The sequence below is a fragment of the Nitrobacter sp. genome, assembly GCF_051535235.1.
Classification (GTDB): domain Bacteria; phylum Pseudomonadota; class Alphaproteobacteria; order Rhizobiales; family Xanthobacteraceae; genus Nitrobacter.
Window position 1 is genome coordinate 42,887 of record NZ_JBPPLZ010000001.1, and the last position, 20,941, is coordinate 63,827.

General features: G+C 64.1%; 22 protein-coding genes and 1 tRNA gene. 11 read left to right on the plus strand and 12 right to left on the minus strand.

Translation table 11 applies throughout. The features are described 5' to 3' along the window. Positions 1–55: 55 nt before the first annotated feature. The 4 genes from ygfZ (at position 56) to ACS3WA_RS00245 (ending at position 2,816) form a co-directional block, all read left to right on the plus strand. Positions 56–937 carry a CAF17-like 4Fe-4S cluster assembly/insertion protein YgfZ gene (ygfZ, locus tag ACS3WA_RS00230; RefSeq protein ID WP_438276573.1) on the plus strand — a complete coding sequence of 294 codons (882 nt, stop codon included), beginning with the start codon at positions 56–58 and terminating at the stop codon, positions 935–937. After that, complete coding sequence (locus ACS3WA_RS00235) at positions 934–1,560, plus strand: DNA-3-methyladenine glycosylase I (protein ID WP_438276574.1); 627 nt, start codon at positions 934–936, stop codon at positions 1,558–1,560. The genes ygfZ and ACS3WA_RS00235 overlap by 4 nt, the downstream gene beginning before the upstream one ends. After that, on the plus strand, positions 1,557–2,168 hold the full coding sequence (locus ACS3WA_RS00240; protein ID WP_438276575.1) for a hydrolase: 612 nt from the start codon (positions 1,557–1,559) through the stop codon (positions 2,166–2,168). The genes ACS3WA_RS00235 and ACS3WA_RS00240 overlap by 4 nt, the downstream gene beginning before the upstream one ends. A 141-nt stretch (positions 2,169–2,309) precedes the next feature. Continuing rightward, positions 2,310–2,816, plus strand: coding sequence for a tyrosine phosphatase family protein (locus ACS3WA_RS00245; RefSeq protein ID WP_438276576.1), 507 nt, complete (start codon positions 2,310–2,312; stop codon positions 2,814–2,816). Positions 2,817–2,865: 49 nt separating this feature from the next. Here the strand turns inward: ACS3WA_RS00245 and ACS3WA_RS00250 are convergent, their stop codons facing one another. From ACS3WA_RS00250 to tilS, 8 genes are all read right to left on the minus strand, one after another. Beyond that, positions 2,866–3,636 carry a gamma-glutamyl-gamma-aminobutyrate hydrolase family protein gene (locus ACS3WA_RS00250; protein ID WP_438276577.1) on the minus strand — a complete coding sequence of 257 codons (771 nt, stop codon included), beginning with the start codon at positions 3,634–3,636 and terminating at the stop codon, positions 2,866–2,868. Between the two features lie 226 nt (positions 3,637–3,862). Further along, the gene (locus ACS3WA_RS00255; protein ID WP_438276578.1) at positions 3,863–4,453 is read right to left on the minus strand and encodes a hypothetical protein; all 591 of its coding nucleotides are present in this window, start codon (positions 4,451–4,453) and stop codon (positions 3,863–3,865) included. 119 nt (positions 4,454–4,572) lie between these two features. After that, entirely contained in the window at positions 4,573–5,559 is a 987-nt protein-coding gene (gene acuI, locus ACS3WA_RS00260) for an acrylyl-CoA reductase (NADPH) (protein WP_438276579.1), read from the minus strand. 49 nt (positions 5,560–5,608) lie between these two features. Next, positions 5,609–6,862, minus strand: a complete 1,254-nt coding sequence (locus ACS3WA_RS00265) for an MFS transporter (RefSeq protein WP_438276580.1) — start codon at positions 6,860–6,862, stop codon at positions 5,609–5,611. 169 nt (positions 6,863–7,031) lie between these two features. Continuing rightward, entirely contained in the window at positions 7,032–8,432 is a 1,401-nt protein-coding gene (locus ACS3WA_RS00270) for a cell wall hydrolase (RefSeq protein ID WP_438276581.1), read from the minus strand. Between the two features lie 454 nt (positions 8,433–8,886). Then, positions 8,887–11,700, minus strand: coding sequence for a pyruvate, phosphate dikinase (gene ppdK / locus ACS3WA_RS00275; RefSeq protein ID WP_438276582.1), 2,814 nt, complete (start codon positions 11,698–11,700; stop codon positions 8,887–8,889). Between the two features lie 248 nt (positions 11,701–11,948). Continuing rightward, positions 11,949–13,871, minus strand: coding sequence for an ATP-dependent zinc metalloprotease FtsH (ftsH, locus tag ACS3WA_RS00280; RefSeq protein ID WP_438276583.1), 1,923 nt, complete (start codon positions 13,869–13,871; stop codon positions 11,949–11,951). A gap of 389 nt (positions 13,872–14,260) precedes the next feature. After that, positions 14,261–15,295: a tRNA lysidine(34) synthetase TilS gene (tilS, locus tag ACS3WA_RS00285; protein WP_438276584.1), complete on the minus strand. Its 1,035-nt coding sequence runs from the start codon at positions 15,293–15,295 to the stop codon at positions 14,261–14,263. A gap of 158 nt (positions 15,296–15,453) precedes the next feature. On the opposite strand from tilS, the gene ACS3WA_RS00290 reads away from it, so the two are divergent. From ACS3WA_RS00290 to ACS3WA_RS00300, 3 genes are all read left to right on the plus strand, one after another. Further along, on the plus strand, positions 15,454–15,639 hold the full coding sequence (locus ACS3WA_RS00290; protein ID WP_438276585.1) for a hypothetical protein: 186 nt from the start codon (positions 15,454–15,456) through the stop codon (positions 15,637–15,639). A 203-nt stretch (positions 15,640–15,842) separates the two neighbouring features. Beyond that, complete coding sequence (locus ACS3WA_RS00295) at positions 15,843–16,085, plus strand: hypothetical protein (protein ID WP_438276586.1); 243 nt, start codon at positions 15,843–15,845, stop codon at positions 16,083–16,085. A 166-nt stretch (positions 16,086–16,251) separates the two neighbouring features. Beyond that, positions 16,252–16,902, plus strand: a complete 651-nt coding sequence (locus ACS3WA_RS00300; RefSeq protein ID WP_438276587.1) for a hypothetical protein — start codon at positions 16,252–16,254, stop codon at positions 16,900–16,902. A gap of 52 nt (positions 16,903–16,954) precedes the next feature. Here ACS3WA_RS00300 and ACS3WA_RS00305 read toward each other — a convergent pair. Further along, a tRNA-Leu gene (locus tag ACS3WA_RS00305) sits at positions 16,955–17,039 on the minus strand. Between the two features lie 298 nt (positions 17,040–17,337). Here ACS3WA_RS00305 and ACS3WA_RS00310 point away from each other — a divergent pair. Continuing rightward, positions 17,338–17,880, plus strand: a complete 543-nt coding sequence (locus ACS3WA_RS00310) for a disulfide bond formation protein B (protein WP_438276588.1) — start codon at positions 17,338–17,340, stop codon at positions 17,878–17,880. A 215-nt stretch (positions 17,881–18,095) separates the two neighbouring features. Here ACS3WA_RS00310 and ACS3WA_RS00315 read toward each other — a convergent pair whose 3' ends face one another. Further along, entirely contained in the window at positions 18,096–18,350 is a 255-nt protein-coding gene (locus ACS3WA_RS00315; protein WP_438276589.1) for a PsiF family protein, read from the minus strand. A gap of 248 nt (positions 18,351–18,598) precedes the next feature. Between ACS3WA_RS00315 and ACS3WA_RS00320 the strand changes: the two genes are divergently transcribed. Together ACS3WA_RS00320 and ACS3WA_RS00325 are read left to right on the plus strand one after the other, a co-directional pair. Then, complete coding sequence (locus ACS3WA_RS00320) at positions 18,599–19,075, plus strand: hypothetical protein (RefSeq protein WP_438276590.1); 477 nt, start codon at positions 18,599–18,601, stop codon at positions 19,073–19,075. A 6-nt stretch (positions 19,076–19,081) separates the two neighbouring features. Beyond that, positions 19,082–19,756, plus strand: a complete 675-nt coding sequence (locus ACS3WA_RS00325) for a DsbA family protein (protein ID WP_438276591.1) — start codon at positions 19,082–19,084, stop codon at positions 19,754–19,756. Positions 19,757–19,763: 7 nt separating this feature from the next. Here ACS3WA_RS00325 and ACS3WA_RS00330 read toward each other — a convergent pair whose 3' ends face one another. Then, positions 19,764–20,186: a group III truncated hemoglobin gene (locus ACS3WA_RS00330; protein ID WP_438276592.1), complete on the minus strand. Its 423-nt coding sequence runs from the start codon at positions 20,184–20,186 to the stop codon at positions 19,764–19,766. Further along, positions 20,183–20,371, minus strand: coding sequence for a hypothetical protein (locus ACS3WA_RS00335; RefSeq protein WP_438276593.1), 189 nt, complete (start codon positions 20,369–20,371; stop codon positions 20,183–20,185). The genes ACS3WA_RS00330 and ACS3WA_RS00335 overlap by 4 nt, the downstream gene beginning before the upstream one ends. 102 nt (positions 20,372–20,473) lie before the next feature. Here ACS3WA_RS00335 and ACS3WA_RS00340 point away from each other — a divergent pair, with 102 nt between their 5' ends. Next, positions 20,474–20,926 carry an RrF2 family transcriptional regulator gene (locus tag ACS3WA_RS00340; RefSeq protein ID WP_438276594.1) on the plus strand — a complete coding sequence of 151 codons (453 nt, stop codon included), beginning with the start codon at positions 20,474–20,476 and terminating at the stop codon, positions 20,924–20,926. Positions 20,927–20,941 lie beyond the last annotated feature (15 nt).

Below are 20,941 nucleotides of genomic sequence, written 5' to 3' on the forward strand. Positions count from 1 at the left end.
CGGGGTACTGCGCAGGACCCGCCAAGACAACAATGCCCGGCCAAGAGATAGTGTCATGAAAGCAGCGTTTCTTCCCGACCGGGGGGTGGTCAAGGTCAGCGGCGACGACGCACGCAATTTTCTCAATGGTCTCGTGACCACTGATGTGACCAAGGTCCAGCCGGGGTCCGGCCGGTTCGGCGCGCTGCTGACGCCGCAGGGCAAGATCACGTTCGATTTTCTCATCACCGAAGCGCAGCCCGGCCACGGCGGCGGCTTCCTGATCGACTGCCCGTTGCCGCTGGCGCAGCCGCTTGCGACCAAGCTCGGCTTCTACAAGCTGCGCGCCAAGGTCACGGTCGAAAACCTTTCGGGCACGCTCGGCGTGCTGGCGGCCTGGGACGGCGAGCCCGCCATGCACCCCGACCTGACCTTCGCCGATCCGCGCAGCGACAAGCTCGGCTGGCGCATTCTCGCGCCGCAGGACCTCGCCGCCCGGGCGGCTACCGTGATCGGCGCCGAACTGGTCGAAAGCGCCGATTACGAGGCCCACCGGATCGCAACCGGTGTGCCGAACGGCGGTGCCGATTTCGCATTCGGCGACGCCTTCCCGCATGAAGCCAACATGGACCGGCTGCACGGCGTCGATTTTGACAAGGGCTGCTATGTCGGTCAGGAAGTGGTTTCGCGCATCGAGCATCGCGGCACCGCGCGCAGCCGGATCGTGCGCGTGCTGCTGGACGACGGCGTACCGGAGGCCGGCGCGGCCATCGTCGCCGCGGACAAGCCGGTCGGCACCATGGGGTCGTCGGCCGCAGGCCAGGGTCTTGCGCTGCTGCGGCTCGATCGCGCCGCCGACGCGATCGAGGCCGGGATTGCGTTGACGGCGGGTGCCGTGACGATCCGTATCGCCGATCCTGATGACCTCAAGCTCGCGGCGAAGAAGACGGTCGCATGACGCAATCCGCGCGCCTGCATGCCGACGGCCTGACCCGCTGTCCGTGGCCCGGCGACGATCCGCTCTATCTCGCCTATCACGACACCGAATGGGGCATGCCCGAATACGACGACCGCGCGCTGTTCGAAAAGCTGATCCTCGACGGCTTTCAGGCGGGCCTGTCGTGGATCACGATCCTGCGCAAACGCGACAACTTCCGCGCCGCCTTCGACGACTTCAACCCGGAAAAGATCGCGCGCTATGGCGACAAAAAAATCCACGCGCTGATGAACGATGCCGGCATCGTGCGCAACCGGGCGAAGATCGAGGGCGCCGTCGCAAGCGCGAAATCCTATCTGGCAATCATGGAGCAGGGTCCTGGCTTTTCCGCACTGCTGTGGGACTTCATGGACGGCAGGCCGAAGGTCAATCGCTTCAAGACCACCGCGACCGTACCGGCCTCGACGCCCCTCTCGATCAAAATCTCGAAGGAACTGGCCTCGCGCGGGTTCAAGTTCGTCGGCCCCACGATCGTCTATGCCTTCATGCAGGCGACCGGCATGGTCAACGACCATCTGGTGACGTGCCATTGCCACGAGACCTGCAGCCGGCAGACGCGCAAGCCGCGCCTTGCGACGACATGACGGCAAAAGCGGCTCCGAAAATCTCGTCGCGCGCATGGCAGCGGATGCTGTCCGGCCGGCGGCTCGACCTGCTCGATCCCTCCCCGCTCGATATCGAGATCGCGGATATCGCGCATGGCCTCGCCCGGGTGGCGCGATGGAACGGCCAGACCCGCGGCGCGCATATTTTCTCGGTCGCGCAGCACACGCTGCTGGTCGAAGCCGTGATGCGCGAGCATACCCCGCGCGTCGATATCGGCGTGCGGCTGGCGGCGCTGCTGCATGACGCGCCGGAATATGTCATCGGCGACATGATCTCGCCGTTCAAGGCGGTGATCGGCGGTTCCTACAAGACGGTGGAGAAGCGGCTGTTGTCGGCGATCCACGTCCGCTTCGGCCTGCAACCGGCCCTGCCCGCCGATATCGAGCGGCAGATCAAGGATGCCGATATGGGCGCGGCCTATCTCGAGGCGACGCATCTTGCGGGCTTCTCCGGGCCCGAGGCGAAGCGCCTGTTCGGCAGCGATCCCGGCCTGCCGGCGACGCTGATCGACGACTACCTGACGCCATGGCCTGCGGGCAAGGCCGAGAAGCGGTTCCTGGCGCGGTTCCAGAGCCTGCAGGCTTGATGGCCTGGAGCCTTTTCGAGCGACGAAGAAATGGTATCCGGTCCGCGTGAAGAAAACGCGTCTAGCTAGGCGGTTCCAGGCGGCAGACCGTCTTTCGCCCCCGCGCGCGCGAGCCTATATTTCGGAAAAACCGGGAATACCATGATCCACGTCTGCTCGCTTGCCTTGCTGGCCGATACCGTCAGAACCACGGGCGCCAGCCATATCCTCACCGTGATGGCGAACGTCGCCCAGGTGCAGCGGCCGCAGTCCGTTCTCGAAGCCAATCACCTGAAGGTGTCGATGGACGACATCAGCGAGCCCGCGGACGGCTTCGTCGCACCGAACGACAGCCATATCATCCAGCTTCTCACCTTCGTGCGCGGCTGGGATCGCAGGGCGCCGCTGGTGGTGCATTGCTACGCCGGGATCAGCCGCTCGAGCGCGAGCGCCTTCACCGCCGCCTGCGCGCTCAATCCGCATCGCGACGAGATTTCCATCGCACGGCAGATTCGCGCGGCGTCGCCGATCGCGCAGCCGAACCGTCTGATCGTGGCATTGGCGGACAAGGCGCTCGGCCGCGAGGGGCGGATGCTGCGCGCGCTCGACGAGATAGGGCCCGGCAACATGGCGATCGAAGGCCGGCCGTTCCGCGTCGATCTGGAATAGGCGAGCCACCCTCGCACACTTCATCCGCCATCGCGGCCGCGGATCGCAATCAGGCCGCGCGCCGCCGCACTTGCAGCGCCTCGCCGAATGCTTCGAACAGCGTCCGGTTGACCGGATTGCATTGCGGATCGTATTCGGCGTGCCATTGCACGGCGAGAGCAAAGGCCGGCGCATCGGCGATGCGGATCGCCTCGATGGTGCCATCCTCGGCCACGCCCTCGACAACGACACGCTCGCCGGGTTCGAGGATACCCTGACCGTGCAGCGAATTGACACGGATGGTCTCGCGCCCGAGCAATCGCGCGAACACCCCGCCCTGAACCAGGCGGACATCGTGGCGATCGCCGAACACCACGTTCAGGTCCGGATGAATCTCGCCGTTCTCAAGCCGCGGCATCCGGTGATTCAGGCGGCCCGGCAATTCGCAAATTTCCGGATGCAGCGAGCCGCCGAATGCGACGTTGATCTCCTGCAGTCCGCGACAGATGCCAAAGATCGGGACGCGGCGGGCGACGCAGGCCTGAGCCAGTGACAATGCAAGATCGTCGCGGTTGACGTCGTAAGGCTCATGCCGGGGATCCGGCTCGGCGCGAAAACGGCTCGGATGCACGTTGGCACGCGCGCCCACCAGCACAACGCCGTCGACCGCATCGAGCAGCGCTCCGATCTCGGTAACCTCCGGGCAGCCTGCGAACATCAGGGGCAGCGCGCCTGCGACCTCGGCAACCGCCCGCAGGTTCTGCTCGCTGACCATCTGCATTTCAAATCGGTTCTCGAGGCGGTGCGAACTGCCGATCACGCCGACCACCGGCTTTTTCATCGCCAGACACCCATCTCAATCAGCGGGTCATTGGTCCGGATATACATCTTAAGGTCTTCGCGGAGGGACGACTCGCGGCAAATGGTTCAACGATCATGCCTCTCGACCGAAGCCGGATCAACAGTTCAACACCGCGAGCCAACCATGCTCATGCAGCGCATGAGAGCCTCGCGCTGCCCGTGGCCGGCGCGCCGGGTGACCAACGGTACGGTCGCGGCGGACCAGATCAATCGGTGGAACGGCGAAGCTCAAGGGCGCCTTCGACCTTGGCCGGCTTCGCTTCCGGCTTGACGGGGTCGAGCCTGGCGCTTTCGACCCGCGGGGTCTCGACACGCGCGGTCACCTCGGTCTTCGATGCATCGGCCGTGCGCGGACCATGCCCACGGCTGCGCGGGCGTGCTGCGGCGCGCGCCAGCAGCATCTGCCTTCCACCCTGGTGGTTGAAATCGCAATAGGCAAAGCCCATGCCGGAAACCGAACCACGGAAGCTGCGATCGCTCTGCTTGTCGAGGTTGAAGCACGGCTCGAACGGCAGCCCCTTGAGCGAGGCGCAGACCGCCTGCCCACGCACCTGAAGCGTATTGCCCGGCAGCCTCATGTGGCGGACCGGACCCGAGCCGCTGAACTGCACCGCGCCGGCCGCGCCGCCGTCCTCGAACACCCGGCCGGCGCCGCGCGTGCCGTCGAAGCAGGTGAAGGCGAAAACCTTGCCGGCCACGAACCGCCTGGCCTCGTCGGCATTCATGATGTGGCCGGCCATTGCCGGTGCCGCGATCGCACCTGCAACCAGGGCTCCTGACACGAAACGCGCGAGCATGACTGCAACTCCAACGAACTTGAACGGGTCGACCGCGAAGGGCCGACGCCTTTACCCACTGCTTACCATACCAACCGTGGCAACATTGGAGCAGCTTGGTTGGTAAAGTCTGAACATCCCTAGAGAATTTTTACCACGATGCGCCCGCGCACCCCGCCGGCAAGAATCCGGGCGCCGGCCTCGATGACCTCGTCCAGGCCGATTTCATGAGTGATTTCAGTCAGCTTGGATCGATCCAGATCAGTCGCGAGCCGGCTCCATGCGGTTTTGCGAAGCTCGATCGGGCACATCACGGAATCGATGCCGAGCAGACACACCCCGCGCAAAATGAATGGCGCCACCGACGACGGCAGGTCCATGCCGCCGGCCAGCCCGCAGGCGGCGATGGCGCCCCGGTATTTCGTCATCGACAACAGATTGGCGAGCGTGGTGGATCCGACGCTGTCGATGCCCCCCGCCCAGCGTTCCTTCGCCAGCGGTTTGGCCGGTCCCGACAACTCGTTGCGGTCGATCACCTCAGCCGCGCCGAGATCCTTGAGGTAACCGGTTTCCGATAGACGGCCCGTGGAGGCGATGACGTGGTAACCGAGCCTGGAGAGCACGGCTATCGCCACCGATCCGACGCCGCCGGCGGCCCCGGTCACGATCACCGGCCCATCCTTCGGCGTCAGACCGTGTCTTTCGAGCGCCAGCACCGACAGCATCGCGGTGTAGCCCGCGGTGCCGATCGCCATGGCGTCGCGCGCCGTCAGGCCTTCGGGCAGCGCCACCAGCCAGTCGCCCTTGACGCGGGCCTTTTCCGCATAGGCCCCGAGGTGGGTTTCGCCCATGCCCCAGCCGTTGCAGATGACCTCGTCGCCGACCTTCCAGGAGGGATGCGACGACTGCTCGACCGTGCCTGCGAAATCGATTCCCGCGATCATGGGAAAGCGCCGCACCACAGGCGCCTTGCCGGTGACAGCCAGGCCATCCTTGTAGTTCAGCGTCGACCATTCGACGCGCACGGTGACGTCGCCGTCCATCAATTCAGCTTCGTCGAATTGAGTCAGCGCCGCCGTCGTGCCCTTCTCGGCCTTGTCGATCCGGATCGCCGTGAATGTCGCCATCGCTGTCGCTCCCGGATGTCTGGACGAGCCTTTCGGGAGATTGAACCCATTACGCAGGCTGCGCAACCGGCCGCCGGACCGGCGCTTCGACGATCGGCAGGTTGATCAATGCGGACAGCACGCCGAACAGCACCGACAGCCACCAGACCGCGGTGTAGGAACCGAAATGGTCGAACGCCAAGCCGCCCAGCAGCGCGCCGAGGAATCCGCCGACCTGATGGCTGAAGAACGCGAAGCCGTAGAGCGTCGCCAGCCAGCGGGTGCCGAACATCAGCGCCACGAGGCTCGTGGTGGGCGGCACCGTGGACAGCCAGGTCAGGCCGGTGATGACGCCGAACGCGATCGCGGAGAACGTCGTCATCGGGACTGAAATGAATGCGACGATCGACAGCGCGCGGATGAAATAGATCGCCGACAGGATGTAGCGCTTCGGCATCCTGGTCGAGAGCCAACCGACGCCGAGCGATCCGATGATGTTGAACAGGCCGATCGCCGCAAGCACCCAGCCGCCGGCCTGGACCGACAGCCCGCGATCCACCAGATAGGCCGGCAGATGCGCGGTGATGAAGGCGAGCTGGAAGCCACAGGTGAAGAAGCCGAGCACCAGCAGCACGTAAGAGCGGTGACCGAAGGCTTCCGCCAGCGCACTCTTGAAAGACTGTTCCGACGCCGCGGCGGCAGCGCCGCCGGCATCGCTGGGCGGTGTCGACAACACCAGCGCGAACGGCACCACGAACAGCATCAGCACCGCGAACACCGTCAGCGCCGGCTGCCAGCCGAAATTGTCGATCAGCGCAACGCTGAACGGCGCGAACACGAATTGCCCGAACGAGCCTGCCGCGGTGCCGGCGCCCAGCGCGAGACCGCGCCACTGCAACGGCAACAGCTTGCCGAAGGCCGACAGCACCAGGTTGAACGAACATCCGGACAGGCCGAAACCGATCAAAAATCCGGCCCCGATATTGAGCGACACCGGCGTATCGGCATAGCGCATCACCAGAAGGCCGGCGGCATACATCAGCGCGCCTGCGGAAATCACGCGCACGCTGCCGAACCTGTCGGCAATCGCACCGGCGAAGGGCTGGCCGATGCCCCACAAAAGGTTCTGAACCGCGAAGGCGAGCGCGAAGACATCGCGGCCCCACGAGAACTCGCTGCTCATGGGCTGCATGAAAAAGCCGATGGCCGAACGAGGTCCGAACGTCAGCATTCCGATCAGGCAGCCGCAAACGATGATCACCAGCGGCGTGCGCCAGCCGGTTTCGCGCCCGGTCTGCGGACCGCTCTCTTGGGTTGTCGCCATCGGGACTGTCCATTGCCGGTGCAAATGTGGACGGAACATCGGCACCTTCCGGCCGGCAGGGCCGAGGCCTGCAAGTTAATGCGCCTGCATGAAAATGCCAACTCGCCGGGATAATAAAATCGACCTGTAACTCACGCGATACGTGAGAGACGAAGCGATTACCTGCGACTTACCGCCGGGCGCGCAGTTCGGCCGAACTGTGCGCAGCCTCCGCCAGCCTGGCCGTGATCTCGGCGGTCTGGGCCGTCGTGCCCCAGCTCGGCGCATCGCTGCCGTCGCCCCAGGCGCGCGGTCGATAGAAAGTGTGGACGCCGGTGCGGTACATCTTCTTCATTTCGCGCACCCAGGAGGGATGCACCCAATAGGCGTGATAGTGCGTCGACTTGCCGACTTCCGGCAGCCACAGCCGCCCGTCGAGCGTGGCCCTCGCGATCCTGCGGGCGCGATCCCACATGTCCGGCTCGGTGACCACGTCGCGAATGCCGTCGCAGGCGAAGGTGAACTGGCACGCCAGATGACGGTTCGCATTCTGATAGACCACGCCGCACACCGTGGTCGGGTAGTAGCCGGAGAACACACGGTTCATCACCACCTGCGCGACCGCGATCTGGCCGCGGATCGCCTCGCCCCGCGCTTCGAAGTAGACCGCCTCGGCAAGACATTTTTCCTGCCTGGCGCGTTTCTTCTGGTCGAGCAGACCGAGCCGCTCGGCCGGCGTTTCGACCTCGCCTTTGCCGACCACGGTTTCGCCAGCCTTCCCGGTGTCCTGTTGCGGCGGCATGGCCGCCTTCATATCGGGATCCGCCGGCAGGCCCGGAGTCACGATCATCGGTTCCTCGCCGGGCTGCCAGCGCTCCAGGCTCTCGCTCGCGACGCCCAGCGAACCGCCGAAATACAGGCTTGCCGTCTTGAAGGAAAATCCGTCGGCGGACGATTGCGGCTCGATGGCCGCATCGTCGGCTTCACGATTCCGCTTGAGATTGTCGAGCGGCTGAGCTTCGAGCGAACGCGAAACATCATATTGCGGCAGCGGCGGCGCTTTCAGCGCTTCCGCCAATTCGGGATCGAGCGCCGCCGGCTCGGCGGTATGCGTGGCCGCTGCGGTCTTGGCTCCCATCACCGATGTATTTGATGTCGGAGACTCCTGCGGCGGCGCGCTCGCCGGCGCAGCCGGTTGCGTCTCCGGCGTCACGATGGTCAGACGATCGCCTTTCAGCGTCCGATCGACCTTGGGAAAATCGGAGGCCTGATAGCGAGGCGGCGGCCGCAGCAGCGGGTTACGCGCAGCGACGCCGACATCGTGACCGTCGAGACTGGCAAGCAACAGCGTGGCCGCACGCGGCGCGGCGGTGCCGACGGGGCGGCCGAAGCTGAAGGTCGCGACCTGAATGGAACTGACGGCGGAGGCGAACACGCGCTTCTGCCATCGTTCGGCAACGCCGGGCTGATGCGCAAGCAGCGCGGCGATATCCTGATAGCCGGTTTCATTCGGGATCAATGCGAAGAAGCAGAGACCGAAACCGAAGAGTGCAAAACGCGCACTCTTCGGTTGGTTACGCAACACAAACATCGATACGCTCACGCAACGCCACACATGCGATCGATCCGCACGTTCGGTGCAATTCGATCGATTGCGGTAATATCCAATTAAAGTTGCGAGGGCGTTAATCGGCGATGCGCGCGCACCACAGGCAAGAGCGCAGTCGCGGTCGCGCGCGGATGTTGCAAAGGTTGGTAAACAACCGCTCCGGCCGAACGGTAAAGATCAGGTCAACGCCGTAGCGTTTTCGAGGCAAGCATGTCCTCGGGCTTGACCCGAGGATGGAGACCGGTTCGCGTGAAGAAGCGCGTCAAAACAATAATCTGGAGCTGCGCTTCTGATTCGATCAGAAGCGAAAATGCTCTGGGCGAAAAGCGCGCGCCTCAGACCCGGTAGCCCGGCATGATGATCTGCTGATTTCGTCTCAAGCAAACAGCGCACCCGAAAAAAGCGCGGCTGCAATGTCCCAAAACAGGACGGGCGATTACGCCTGGCTCGCAGCCGTCTTGCGGAGCGCGGCTTGCGCGGCGGCAAGGCGCGCGATCGGCACCCGGTAGGGTGAGCACGACACGTAATTCAATCCGATCTCGTGACAGAACGCCACCGACACCGGATCGCCGCCGTGTTCGCCGCAGATGCCGACCTTGAGATTCGGCCGGGTCTTGCGGCCGCGGGCGACGCCGATCTTCACCAGTTCCCCGACGCCGCTGCGATCCATCGAGATGAACGGATCGATTTCCAGAATGCCCTTCGCGATATAGGTACCGAGGAAGCTCGCGGCGTCGTCGCGGCTGATGCCGAAGGTCGTCTGCGTCAAATCGTTGGTGCCGAACGAGAAGAACTCCGCGCTTTCCGCGATCTCGCCCGCCACAAGACAGGCGCGCGGCAATTCGATCATGGTGCCGACCTGATAGCTCAGTTTGGCGCCGGTCTCGCGCATCACCGACTGCGCGGTCACATCGATCCGCGCCTTGATCAGATCGAATTCCGCTTTGGTTGCGATCAACGGCACCATGACCTCAGCCGCGACGACCTCGCCAGTGCGCTTGCCGGCTTCGACCGCGGCCTCGAAAATCGCGCGCGCCTGCATCTCGGCGATCTCCGGATAGACGATCGCGAGACGGCAGCCGCGAAAGCCGAGCATTGGATTGAACTCGGCCAGACTGCGGGCGCGGTCAGCCAGCCGCCGCGGATCGGTATTCATCGCGCGCGCGACTTCCTCGATCTCGGCTTGCGTATGCGGCAGGAACTCGTGCAGCGGCGGATCGAGCAGCCGGATCGTGACCGGCAAGCCCTTCATGATCTCGAACAGCTCGACGAAGTCCGCGCGCTGCATCGGCAGCAGTTTCGAAAGCGCGGCGCGGCGCGCCTGCTCGTCTTCGGCCAGGATCATCTCGCGCACGGTGCGGATGCGGGTCTCTTCGAAGAACATGTGCTCGGTGCGGCACAGGCCGATGCCCTCGGCGCCGAATTTCACCGCCGTGCGGGCGTCGGCCGGCGTGTCGCCGTTGACGCGGATGCGGAGCTTGCGAACCTCGTCGGCCCAGCCCATCAGCGTGCCGAACTCGCCCGACAACTCCGGCTCGATCATCGGCATCTGTCCCGCCAGCACCTGGCCGAGCGATCCATCGATGGTGATGACGTCGCCAACCTTGAAGACGCGGTCGCCGACGCTCATGGTGCCGCTTCCATAATCGACGCGGATGCTGCCGCAGCCCGACACGCAGGGTTTGCCCATGCCGCGCGCGACCACGGCCGCGTGAGAGGTCATGCCGCCGCGCGTGGTCAGGATGCCCTCGGCGGCGTGCATGCCGTGGATGTCTTCCGGACTGGTCTCCATCCGCACCAGGATGACCCTGCGGCCGTCGGCCTGCAGCTTGGCCGCGTCATCGGGGGAAAACACGATCTCGCCGGCCGCGGCGCCCGGCGACGCCGGCAGGCCGGTGGCGATCACCTCACGCGTCGCGTTGGGATCGATGGTCGGATGGAGCAACTGATCGAGCGAGGCCGGATCGATGCGGGCAACCGCATCCTTCTTCGAGATCACGCCCTCATTGGCGAGTTCGACTGCGATGCGCAACGCGGCGCGCGCGGTGCGCTTGCCGCTGCGGGTCTGCAGCATCCAGAGCTTGCCGTCCTCGACGGTGAACTCCATGTCCTGCATGTCACGATAGTGCCTTTCGAGCAGGATGTAGATGCGCGTCAGTTCCTTGAAGGCTTCGGGCATCGCCACTTCCATCGACGGCTTGTCGGAACCGGATTCCTGGCGCGCCGCCTCGGTGATGTCCTGCGGCGTGCGGATGCCGGCCACAACGTCCTCACCCTGGGCGTTGATGAGAAACTCGCCGTAAAGCCTGCTCTCGCCGGTGGACGGATTGCGCGTGAACGCCACGCCGGTCGCCGACGTCTCGCCGAGATTGCCGAACACCATGGCCTGCACGTTGACGGCAGTGCCCCATGATTCCGGAATATTGTGCAGGCGGCGATAGGTGACCGCCCGCGCGTTCATCCAGGACGAGAACACCGCGCCGATCGCGCCCCACAATTGCTCATAGGGATCCTGCGGGAATTCGTTGCCGGTCTCGCGTGCGACGGCTGTCTTGTACTTGCCCACCATCTCGATCCAGTCTTCGCCGGTCAGATCGGTGTCGAGCGAGTAGCCCTTGGTGTCCTTGAACGTATCCAGAATGTCTTCGAAATGATGATGCGCGAAGCCGAGCACGACATCCGAGTACATGGTGATGAAGCGTCGATAGCTGTCATAGGCAAATCGCCGGTCGCCGGACATCGCGGCCAGCGCCTCGACGGTCTTGTCGTTGAGGCCGAGATTGAGCACGGTGTCCATCATGCCGGGCATCGAAGCACGCGCGCCCGAACGCACCGAGACCAGCAGCGGATTCGTCGCGTCGCCGAACATCTTTCCGGTGATCTTTGCGACCTGCTGCAGCGCCTTTTCGACTTGCGGCTTCAGTTCCTTCGGAAAGGATTTGTCATGCGCGTAGAAAAACGCGCAGACCGAGGTCGGAATCGTGAAGCCGGGAGGCACAGGCAAACCGAGATTGGCCATCTCGGCGAGATTGGCGCCCTTGCCGCCGAGCAGGTCCTTCAGCTCCGCCTTGCCTTCCGCCTTGCCGCCGCCGAAGGTATAGACCCACTTGCTCCTCGCAGGCGCCGCCGCCTTTGTCGGCTTGCTCGCCGCCTTGCGCGCGCCGCCGGAACTTGCGGCCTTCGCCCGAGGTGTCGCGGATGACTTTGATTTCGCAGCGGGCTTTTTGGACTTCGAGGCGGCTTTGGCCATGCGATGAAACCATTCCACGTGAAGGAAAGCGTGTTCGCCTTACACCACGTTTTGACGACTCCACGCAAGCTGCGCGAACCATCGTTTCCTCGGCCAAATGCTTTGCGCGCATTTCCGCGCGCCGCGCGATTTCGCCCTCGCGGCGTCATGACAACCGTGAAAAATAGTCCAATTACGAAAACAGCCCGGCTTACGCCAGGCTGTTTTCTCTCGTCTGCAGCTCGTCGATCAGCGTCCGCCGAGTGACCTCAGGCCTGCGGCTGCGGCTCGAGACCCGGATCGGGGTCCGGGCGCGGATGGGCCTTTCCGGACGGCGGAACCGCCGAGGTGCGCGGGGTCGTGGGCTCCAGCACCGATTCCCGATTCGGTTTCTTGCCGTTCAGCAGATCGGTGATCTCGTCACCGGTCAGCGTTTCGAATTCAAGCAGACCCTTGGCGAGCGTCTCAAGATCGGCCCGTTTCTCGGCGAGAATGCGGGTCGCGTCCTTGTAGCCGGCTTCGACCAGGCGCCTGACTTCGGTATCGATCTTCTGTGCGGTCGCCTCCGACACGTTCTGCTGGCGGTTGACCTGCATGCCGAGGAACACCTCGTCATTGTTCTCGCCGTAGGACACTGTGCCGAGTTCTTTCGACAGGCCCCAGCGCGTCACCATCATGCGCGCAAGACGCGTCGCCTGATCGATGTCGGACGCGGCGCCCGAGGTCACCTTCTCGTGGCCGAAGATCATTTCCTCCGCTACGCGCCCGCCCATCATGATGGCGAGCCGCGAGGTCATCTGCTCCAGCGACATTGACAGCTTATCGCGCTCGGGAAGCTGCATCACCATGCCCAGCGCCCGACCGCGCGGAATGATGGTCGCCTTGTGGATCGGATCGGTGGCGACGACGTTAAGGCCGACAATGGCGTGACCACCCTCGTGATAGGCCGTCAGCATCTTCTCTTCCTCGGTCATGACAAGCGACTTGCGCTCGGCGCCCATCATCACCTTGTCCTTGGCTTCCTCGAACTCGGCCTGCGTCACCATACGCTTGTTGCGGCGGGCGGCCGTCAGCGCCGCCTCGTTGACGAGGTTCATCAGGTCGGCGCCGGAGAAACCGGGCGTGCCGCGGGCAATGGTCTTGATGTTGACATCGGGCGCCAGCGGCACCTTGCGGATATGCACCTTCAGAATCTGCTCGCGACCGACGACGTCGGGGTTAGGCACCACGACCTGACGGTCGAAGCGGCCCGGACGCAGCAGCGCGGGATCGAGCACGTCGGGGCGGTTGGTCGCGGCAATCAGGATCACGCCCTCATTGGCCTCGAAGCCGTCCATCTCGACCAGCAACTGGTTCAGCGTCTGCTCGCGCTCGTCATTGCCGCCGCCGAGACCGGCGCCACGGTGACGGCCGACCGCGTCGATTTCGTCGATGAAGATGATGCACGGCGCGTTCTTCTTGGCCTGCTCGAACATGTCGCGGACACGGCTCGCGCCGACGCCGACGAACATCTCGACGAAGTCGGAACCCGAAATGGTGAAGAACGGCACATTGGCTTCGCCCGCGACGGCACGCGCGATCAGCGTCTTGCCGGTGCCGGGCGGGCCGACCAGCAGCACGCCGCGCGGAATGCGTCCGCCGAGCCGCTGGAACTTGCCGGGGTCGCGCAGGAACTCGACGATCTCCTGCAGGTCCTGCTTGGCCTCATCGACGCCCGCCACATCCTCGAAGGTGACGCGGCCGTGGGCCTCCGTCAGCATCTTGGCGCGCGACTTGCCGAATCCCATCGCCTTGCCGGCGCCGCCCTGCATCTGGCGGGACAGGAAAATCCACACGCCGATCAGCGCGATGAATGGCAACCACGAGACCAGCAGCGACACGAACCACGGCACGCTGTCGCCTGGCGGCTTCGCCGTGATCTGCACCTTGGCGTCATAGAGCTTTTTCACCAGCCCCGGATCGGTCGGCGCATAGGTCTGGAAGTTGGAGCCGTTGGTGAAGGTGCCGTGAATCTCCTGCCCCTGGATCACGACATCGCGAACATTGTTCTGATCGACCTCCGTCAGCAACTGCGAGAAGGAGATGTCCTGCGCCGTCGCGTGATGGCCGGGATTCTGGAACAGCGTGAACAGCGCCAACAGGAGCAAGACGATGATGACCCAGAGGGCGAAGTTGCGCATATTGGCGTTCATCGATTTTCCTTAGGGGCTGCGCGGATCGCAGCCGGACGTCCCTTGCATCGACTCAACAGATAAGGGTTGCCGACACAGATACAATCTAGGCGCGGAGGTTGCCGCTGCCAAGGGAACCGCGCGGGAGTCTTAATAAATTAAACCTATCGGACCGGAACAAGTTGACACAAGGCCGCGTCTCGATGCGTGAGGACCCCGGCTTTTCTACTCCATCACCCCGTTGATCCGCTTTGCCTTTCAAGAGCGAGGCCGGGGCGAGAGCCGGGCAGCGCCACCGGCCTCACACTGACATATCAGCTCATGATGGAACCAGAGGCGTGGACGGAGCCCATTCCGGCTCACATGGCGCGGTGTTTTTCCGCTCAACGGTTAACGCCTGCCATAATGCATCAGCGGGTTCGCCGTGACGGCGCCCGCTCGACGCTGATCCGCTCGGCGGTGAGCGTCACCAGCGCCCCGGCCAGCGTCCTTCTCAGCAGAATACGGCGGCCGTGAACGCCGCCGTTCGCGGCCGCGCGGTCGAGCGCCAGCAGCAGGGTCTCGACCTTGCCCAGTTCGGCCGGTCCCTCGCAGCCGACGCGATCGATCGCCCGCAGCAGCAATCGGACCTTGATCTCCTCCGACAAGGACGCAAAAGCCCTGGCCGGAAAGCCGGGGTGCTGCGCGCCGCGATTCTGCAGCGCCAGAGAGCGCTCGGCACCGTCGGCGAAGAGTTCCAGCGCGGCGTTGGCCCGCGCCAGACGCGAGGCCAGCCGCGCCAGATTCCGGGCATCGCATCCTTCCTTCGCCAGCGCCGGCATCAGAGCGCGCAGGCGCGGGCGCGTGAAGCCGACGTCGCGATTGGTCGGATCCTCGGCATAGCCGATTCCGGCCTTGTCCAGCGTCGCGATCAGCCGCGACTTCGGTACATGCAGGAGTGGCCGGACCAGGATGAAGCCGCCGCGCATCGTTTCGCGCGCTATCGCGGACAGGCCGGCGATGCCGCTGCCGCGCGATATCCGCATCAAGACCGTCTCGGCCTGATCGTCCAAAGTATGCGCGGTCAGGACGTGGCTCGCGCCATGGGACCGCGCGGCCTTGAACAGCAGCGCGTATCGCGCCTCGCGCGCGGCTGCGGGCAGGCCGGTTGCCGGCTTCTTGCCGGTCCAGCGCAAGGTGCGATGGGTCAGGCCGAGAGACCTGGCGAGTTGCTTCACATTGCGCGCCTCGCTTGCCGCTTCGCGCCGCAGTCCATGATCGACGGTGACCGCGATCAGATCGGGACCATGCGTCATGGCACGCCGCCAGCGCGCCGCGAGCCACATCAGCGCCATGGAATCGGGGCCGCCGGACACGGCGAGGACCAGCGCGCGCGCGGCTTTCCAGTTCGCGAAGAACGGTTTGGCTTCCGTTGCCGAGATCGGCGAGACGTCGTTCTCGATCATGCCGCAATGTTTAGAGCCTTTCCGCCTGCGATGGAATCGGAAGCGAAAAGGGCCCAGAGGCGTTGATGGATAAGCCGGAGTTGGAATAGAGAGGCGGGAGACCACACTTCCTACGAACAAGACGACCTTTCAGCTCGGGAGCAAAGAGGACCAACATGATGACGACAAACGACGAGCTGGAGAAATTCAGGCAAGCCAGGGCGCTGGCGTTCAGACTCGGGCTGGTTGTTCGCCATGCCGATGATCCGGAGGGTCCCAAACGTTACACGCTGGTTCGCCAGGCCGTGGAAACGGAGTACGCGACCATCGATGAGGTGCTGGCGGAGCTCAAACGGATCAAGTGACGGGTTGTTCTGGCGTGATCCAGCCGCAAACTCCGCTGAAAAGCGGATCCGAATGCCGACATCGGCCCCGCCCCACCCGCACCGGTGGACCGGAGGGTTCCCGAATTAACCGTCCATTAACCATAATTGAGGCACCTTCATCTCGGGCCGGTATGTATTTGCTGCGAGCGGCGTCAGATTCCGGCCGGAACGGGCATAAAGCGATGGATTGCGACATCGCGCCGGAAAAAATACCGGCGACCATCAACGAACTGCAGGCTCGCGTGGCCGCCGCCTTCGGCAGGCATCCGCTGTGCCGGGAGGTGCGGTTCGACGTCGTCAGCACGCCGAAGACCCGCAGCGGCGCCAACTGGACCGTCAGCATGAGCGCGATTCCGCCCGACGCGATCTGGGAGGCGTCAGAACTCGTCGCCGACATTCAGAACGCCTACATTCTGGCGGCCTGACGCCCGATCCGCCAAACCTGAGCGGTTTTGGCGAAAAATCATGAGCCTGCTCAATGTTTAGGCGTGAGCCGCCGTCTTGTGCGGGCAAGCCTTAATTCGTATCGATTTGTGATGACAATCGGCGGCCGTTCGTCGGCTGACCCGGAGATCTTTTTTGACGCGGACGATGACGGTCCTGGCGCTTGCGTGCTGCGTCGTCACCGGGGTGACGTTGGCGGGGGTCTTCGGACGCGGCAACGTTCTGATGGTCCGGTTTTCCGCAGCGCCGCCACCCGCCGAAGCCGAACCGGCCGACGTCGAACCGGCCGCCAACCGCGCGCGAAAGACCGACCGGCTTCAGGTCGCGACGCAGGTGCAGACCGCCGCCCGCGACGCCGGCGAGGATTCGGCGTTGCTCGAACCGCCCGCGCAGGAGGTTACGACGGACGTTCCTGTCGATGCCGAGATTTTGCCGCCGGCCGCGCCGGTCGACGGGCCGCCGCTGCCGCGTCCGCGGCCCAGGCTTGCCAACCAGCTCGTTCAGAAAAATTATTCGCTGCTCAGCGACATGCAGATCGCCGCGCTGAAAGAGCGGCTGCAATTGACGGCAGCGCAACAGCCCTACTGGCCGGCCGTCGAAAGCGCGTTGCGCGACGTCGCCCGGAAAATCCATGAGCGGCGGGTGCCGGGACGACAGGCTGCTTTCACTCCGGCCGATATCGAGCAGATCAAGGCTGCGGCCCAACCGCTGTTGTCGAGGCTGCGCGAGGAGCAGAAGCGCGAGGCGCGCGCGCTCGCGCGCATCATCGGACTGGAGGCAGTGGCTTCGCTGATCTAGAGGCTTCGCGCCAGAGAAGGCTGGTTGGTTTGAACGAGATCGACTTCGGGAGTGGTGCCCCTGGCCGGAATCGAACCAGCACTCCTTGCGGAACTCGATTTTGAGTCGAGCGCGTCTACCAGTTCCGCCACAGGGGCATTCGCGAGCCGTGCCGAAAGGGCAAGCCGCGAAGCGGGCGGACTATAGCGGGCGTTCCCTTCCGGTCAACCCGGCGTGCGCGTCGCTCACACCGCGGACAGCCGAGACCACGCGGTATGACGACCGTCCCGCTCGACAGAGTCGAGGTGCGAGGTTACGACGTCCTGAGCGTGATGAGCAAAAGTGTAGTGCGGTTTTCCTCCTGCACCCCGCTCGAGAATTTGGAATCGATCACCTCATGATTTTGGATCGATCATCGTGATGAGCGCAAGCGAAGCAGCCAGCCGGAGCCCCGCTATGAACCCCGACGCCGCCGCGACATCCACCCCTGCGGCCCGCGGGAAGAAAACCGCCTTCGTCGCGTCGCTGGCGGTGGCCATTATCGCAGGGGCGACGATCGCGGGAGCATGGTTCTTCCAACTCGTGCTGGACATCCTGCCGTGCCCGCTCTGCCTCGAGCAGCGTTATGCCTACTATCTTGCGATTCCGCTCAGTCTGTTCGTGGCGTTTCTCGCAGCGAAGGGCGCACCGCGTTGCCTGATCATGCCGGGTCTCGTCATTCTCGCGCTGGCCGCGCTCGGCAATGCCGGACTCGGCGCCTATCACGCTGGCGTCGAATGGGGCTATTGGCCGGGACCGACCGATTGCACCGGGCCGGTGCTCGATCTTGGCAGCGGCGGCCTGCTCGATAACCTCGACAAGGTCAGGATCGTGCGTTGCGACGAGGTGCAGTGGCGCTTTCTCGGCCTGTCGCTTGCCGGATACAACGCGCTGATATCGCTGTTGATGGCGGCGCTCGCCGGATGGGGCGTCGCAGCACTGGCAGGTAAGGTCAGATAATCTTTTGATTGGGCCTTACAGCATTTTTCGAGCGAAGCATGTTCTTGGGCTTGACCGGATGGATACCGGTTCGCGTCAAGAAACGCGTCAAACAAAATCATGGAGCCTCGCTTCTGATCCCGTCAGAAGAAAAGGCTCCAGCGGCGCTCGCAGGAACGGCAGGCCCGGCGGTGTCAGCGGTCGGACGACCGGCCGACACCGCCTGATTCGCGCCATCAGTTCGGCTTGGCCGCCTTGGCCTTGCATTCAGAGCGGAATTTCTTGCGCTCCTTGCCATGCAGGCCTTTGGCGTCGGCTTCCTTCGAGCATTCGAGCGAGGCCGCGGTGTGCGGCTTTTGGGCTTTCTTGGCGGCGGGCGCCATTGCCGAGCCCGGCGCGGACGTGGCGGGCGCAGTCGTTTGCGCGAAGGCCGTTCCGCCTAGCAACAGCGACGCGGCGACGATCGCGATGAAACGGGAAGACAGGGTCATGTGAGTCCTCGGGTTGGTGAGGACGCCACCGTCGCCGAGCCCGGCTGAACGGTGAATGAATGGCACCGGCGTTACCTGAAACATACAGCCACATTTTTTTGATCGCGGATTGAGGCGCGCCATTGAAACGACTGGTCGCCCCGTCCGAATATTGGGAATGCGCATGATCTTTTTCGCCAAACCGCTCACACTTCGGTGGATCATGCGCTAGGATATTGGTCCCACCTCGATGTCCCGGGAGGACAGACATGACACGTCATTTGAAGTTGCTCGGTGCGTTGACAGCGTCCGGCCTGCTTGCGCTTTCGGCGATGCCCGCCAGCGCGCTGACCGCGCAGGAATGCAGCGCGAAATATCAGGCCGCGAAATCCGCCGGCACGCTCAACGGCCAGAAGTGGAACGCCTTCCGCAAAGCCGAGTGCGGAGCGGGAGCCACCGCCGCCACTGCCACAACACCTGCTGCGGCTCCGGCGGCGGCACCTGCGGCCAGGCCTGCGCCTGCCCCGAAGACCGCGGCGGCACCTGCCGCGCCGGTCGGCAATGCGGTCTTCCCGTCGGCGGTATCGCCGAAGTATGCAAACGAGTCCGCGGGCAAGGCGCGCGAGCACACCTGCCTCGATCAATACAGAATCAACAAGACCAACAATACCAATGGCGGATTGAAGTGGATCATGAAGGGCGGCGGCTACTACAGCGAATGCACCAAGCGATTGAAGGGCGTCTGATCCGAGATGCTTGACATGCGAGGTGGCGCCGGCATCCGGACCAGCAGGCGCCGGATGCTCGGCGCTTTCGGCTTTGGCGCGGCGATGGCGGGCCTGGGACTCGCTCCCGCGCGCGCCATCACCTCCGACGAGGTTCTGACCGAGACCGCGGTATTGCGCGATCCGGAGATTCCGCCGGCGGGCAATGCGCAGGGCGACGTCACCATCGTCGAGTTTTTCGATTACAATTGTCCGTACTGCCGCAAGCTCGCGCCGGAGCTTGCGCAGGTGGTTTATGACGATGGCAAGGTCCGGATGATTTTCAAGGACTGGCCGATCCTCGGGCCGGTCTCGGTCTATGCGTCGCGTCTGGCGCTGGCCTCGAAGTACCAGGGCAAGTTCGCCGCCGCGCACGAAGCGCTGATGAGCACCAGTTCGCGGTTGACGGAGCCTCGCATTCGCGAGTTGCTCGGCGGTGCGAGGATCGACGTCGACCGCGCGCTCAAGGATATGGCCGCCAACGCCGGCACGATCGATGACATCCTGAAGCGCAACAACGCTCAGGCGACCGCTTTCGGATTCAACGGGACGCCGTCGTTCATTATCGGAAAATTCCGCGTTCCCGGCGCATTGACCATGGCCCAGTTCGATCAGGCCATCGCGGACGCGCGCAAGGCGGCGATCCGTCACGACAAGAAGTGACGCGGCGTCAGCTCAATCCGGCGGATGGCTGCGGCGGCCACGGCCGGTCGGGCCGATAGAACACCGCGATTTTCAGGCTTTCGGCGATGCGCTCGGCCTTTTCCAAGAAAGCCGCGCGGATCGGCTCCTCGCATAGCTCGCGGCAGGTCTCGTCGAACAGCGAGAGCCACTGGGTGAACAGCTCCGGCCTCAGGCCGGGGATCACCATGTGCTTCATCATGGGATTGCCCTTGTAGCGGCCAGTGGTCAGCATCACCGACGACCAGAACGCGTACATCTTCTCCAGATGGTGGGGCCAGTTGTCCCTGATCTTGTTTTCGAAGATCGGCCCAAGCTCCGGATCGACACGCACCTTCGTATAGAAGGCGTCGACTAGCCGGACGATGCCTTCCTCGGACACATGATCCATTCTTTGCGGCGCGCTGTTCATGCGAGAAAAGCCATAACGATGACCCCGGCCACAGTCCAGATCAACGAATTGACCAACATCCGGACCAGGTTGGAGTAATCCCCAGGGTTATCGCCGTGGATTCCGAGGACGTTGCAGACAATGGTTCCCGGCAGCAGAAAGGGTTTCGCGATGCTATCACTGATCGTGGCGTGACTCGAACTCATGGAGCCCTCCGTTCAAAAAGGATGGCATCGCTATACATCCGCGGTTGCCTAAAAGCAATATTTAAAATATAGCTTTTACGTGACTGCCTGCAGGAGACATGCATGCGCCTCACCACCTATTCGGACTATGCATTGCGGGTGCTGATGTACCTCGCCCTGAAATCCGACGGGCTGTCGACCATCGCCGCGATCGCCGAAAGCTACGATATTTCCGAGGCTCACCTGATGAAGGTGGTCCATCAGCTGGGCGTGGCCGGATACGTCGAGACGGTGCGCGGCCGGGGCGGCGGGGTGCGCCTCGCCAGGCCGGTCGAGGCGATCAGCCTTGCCGAGGTCATTCGCACCACCGAACCCGACATGGCGATCGTGTCGTGCCTGAAGCCGATTAACGCGTCCTGCACGATCAACCCGAGTTGCGTGCTCAAGCGCGCGCTGCAACGGGCGCAGGATGCGTTCATGGAGGTGCTCGAAGGATATACGCTCGCCGACCTCGTGGCGCCCCGCGCGCGTCTTGCGGGTCTGCTTGGCATTTCGCCGGGCGCGTCGCCGCAATAAAGGACTCTCGCGACG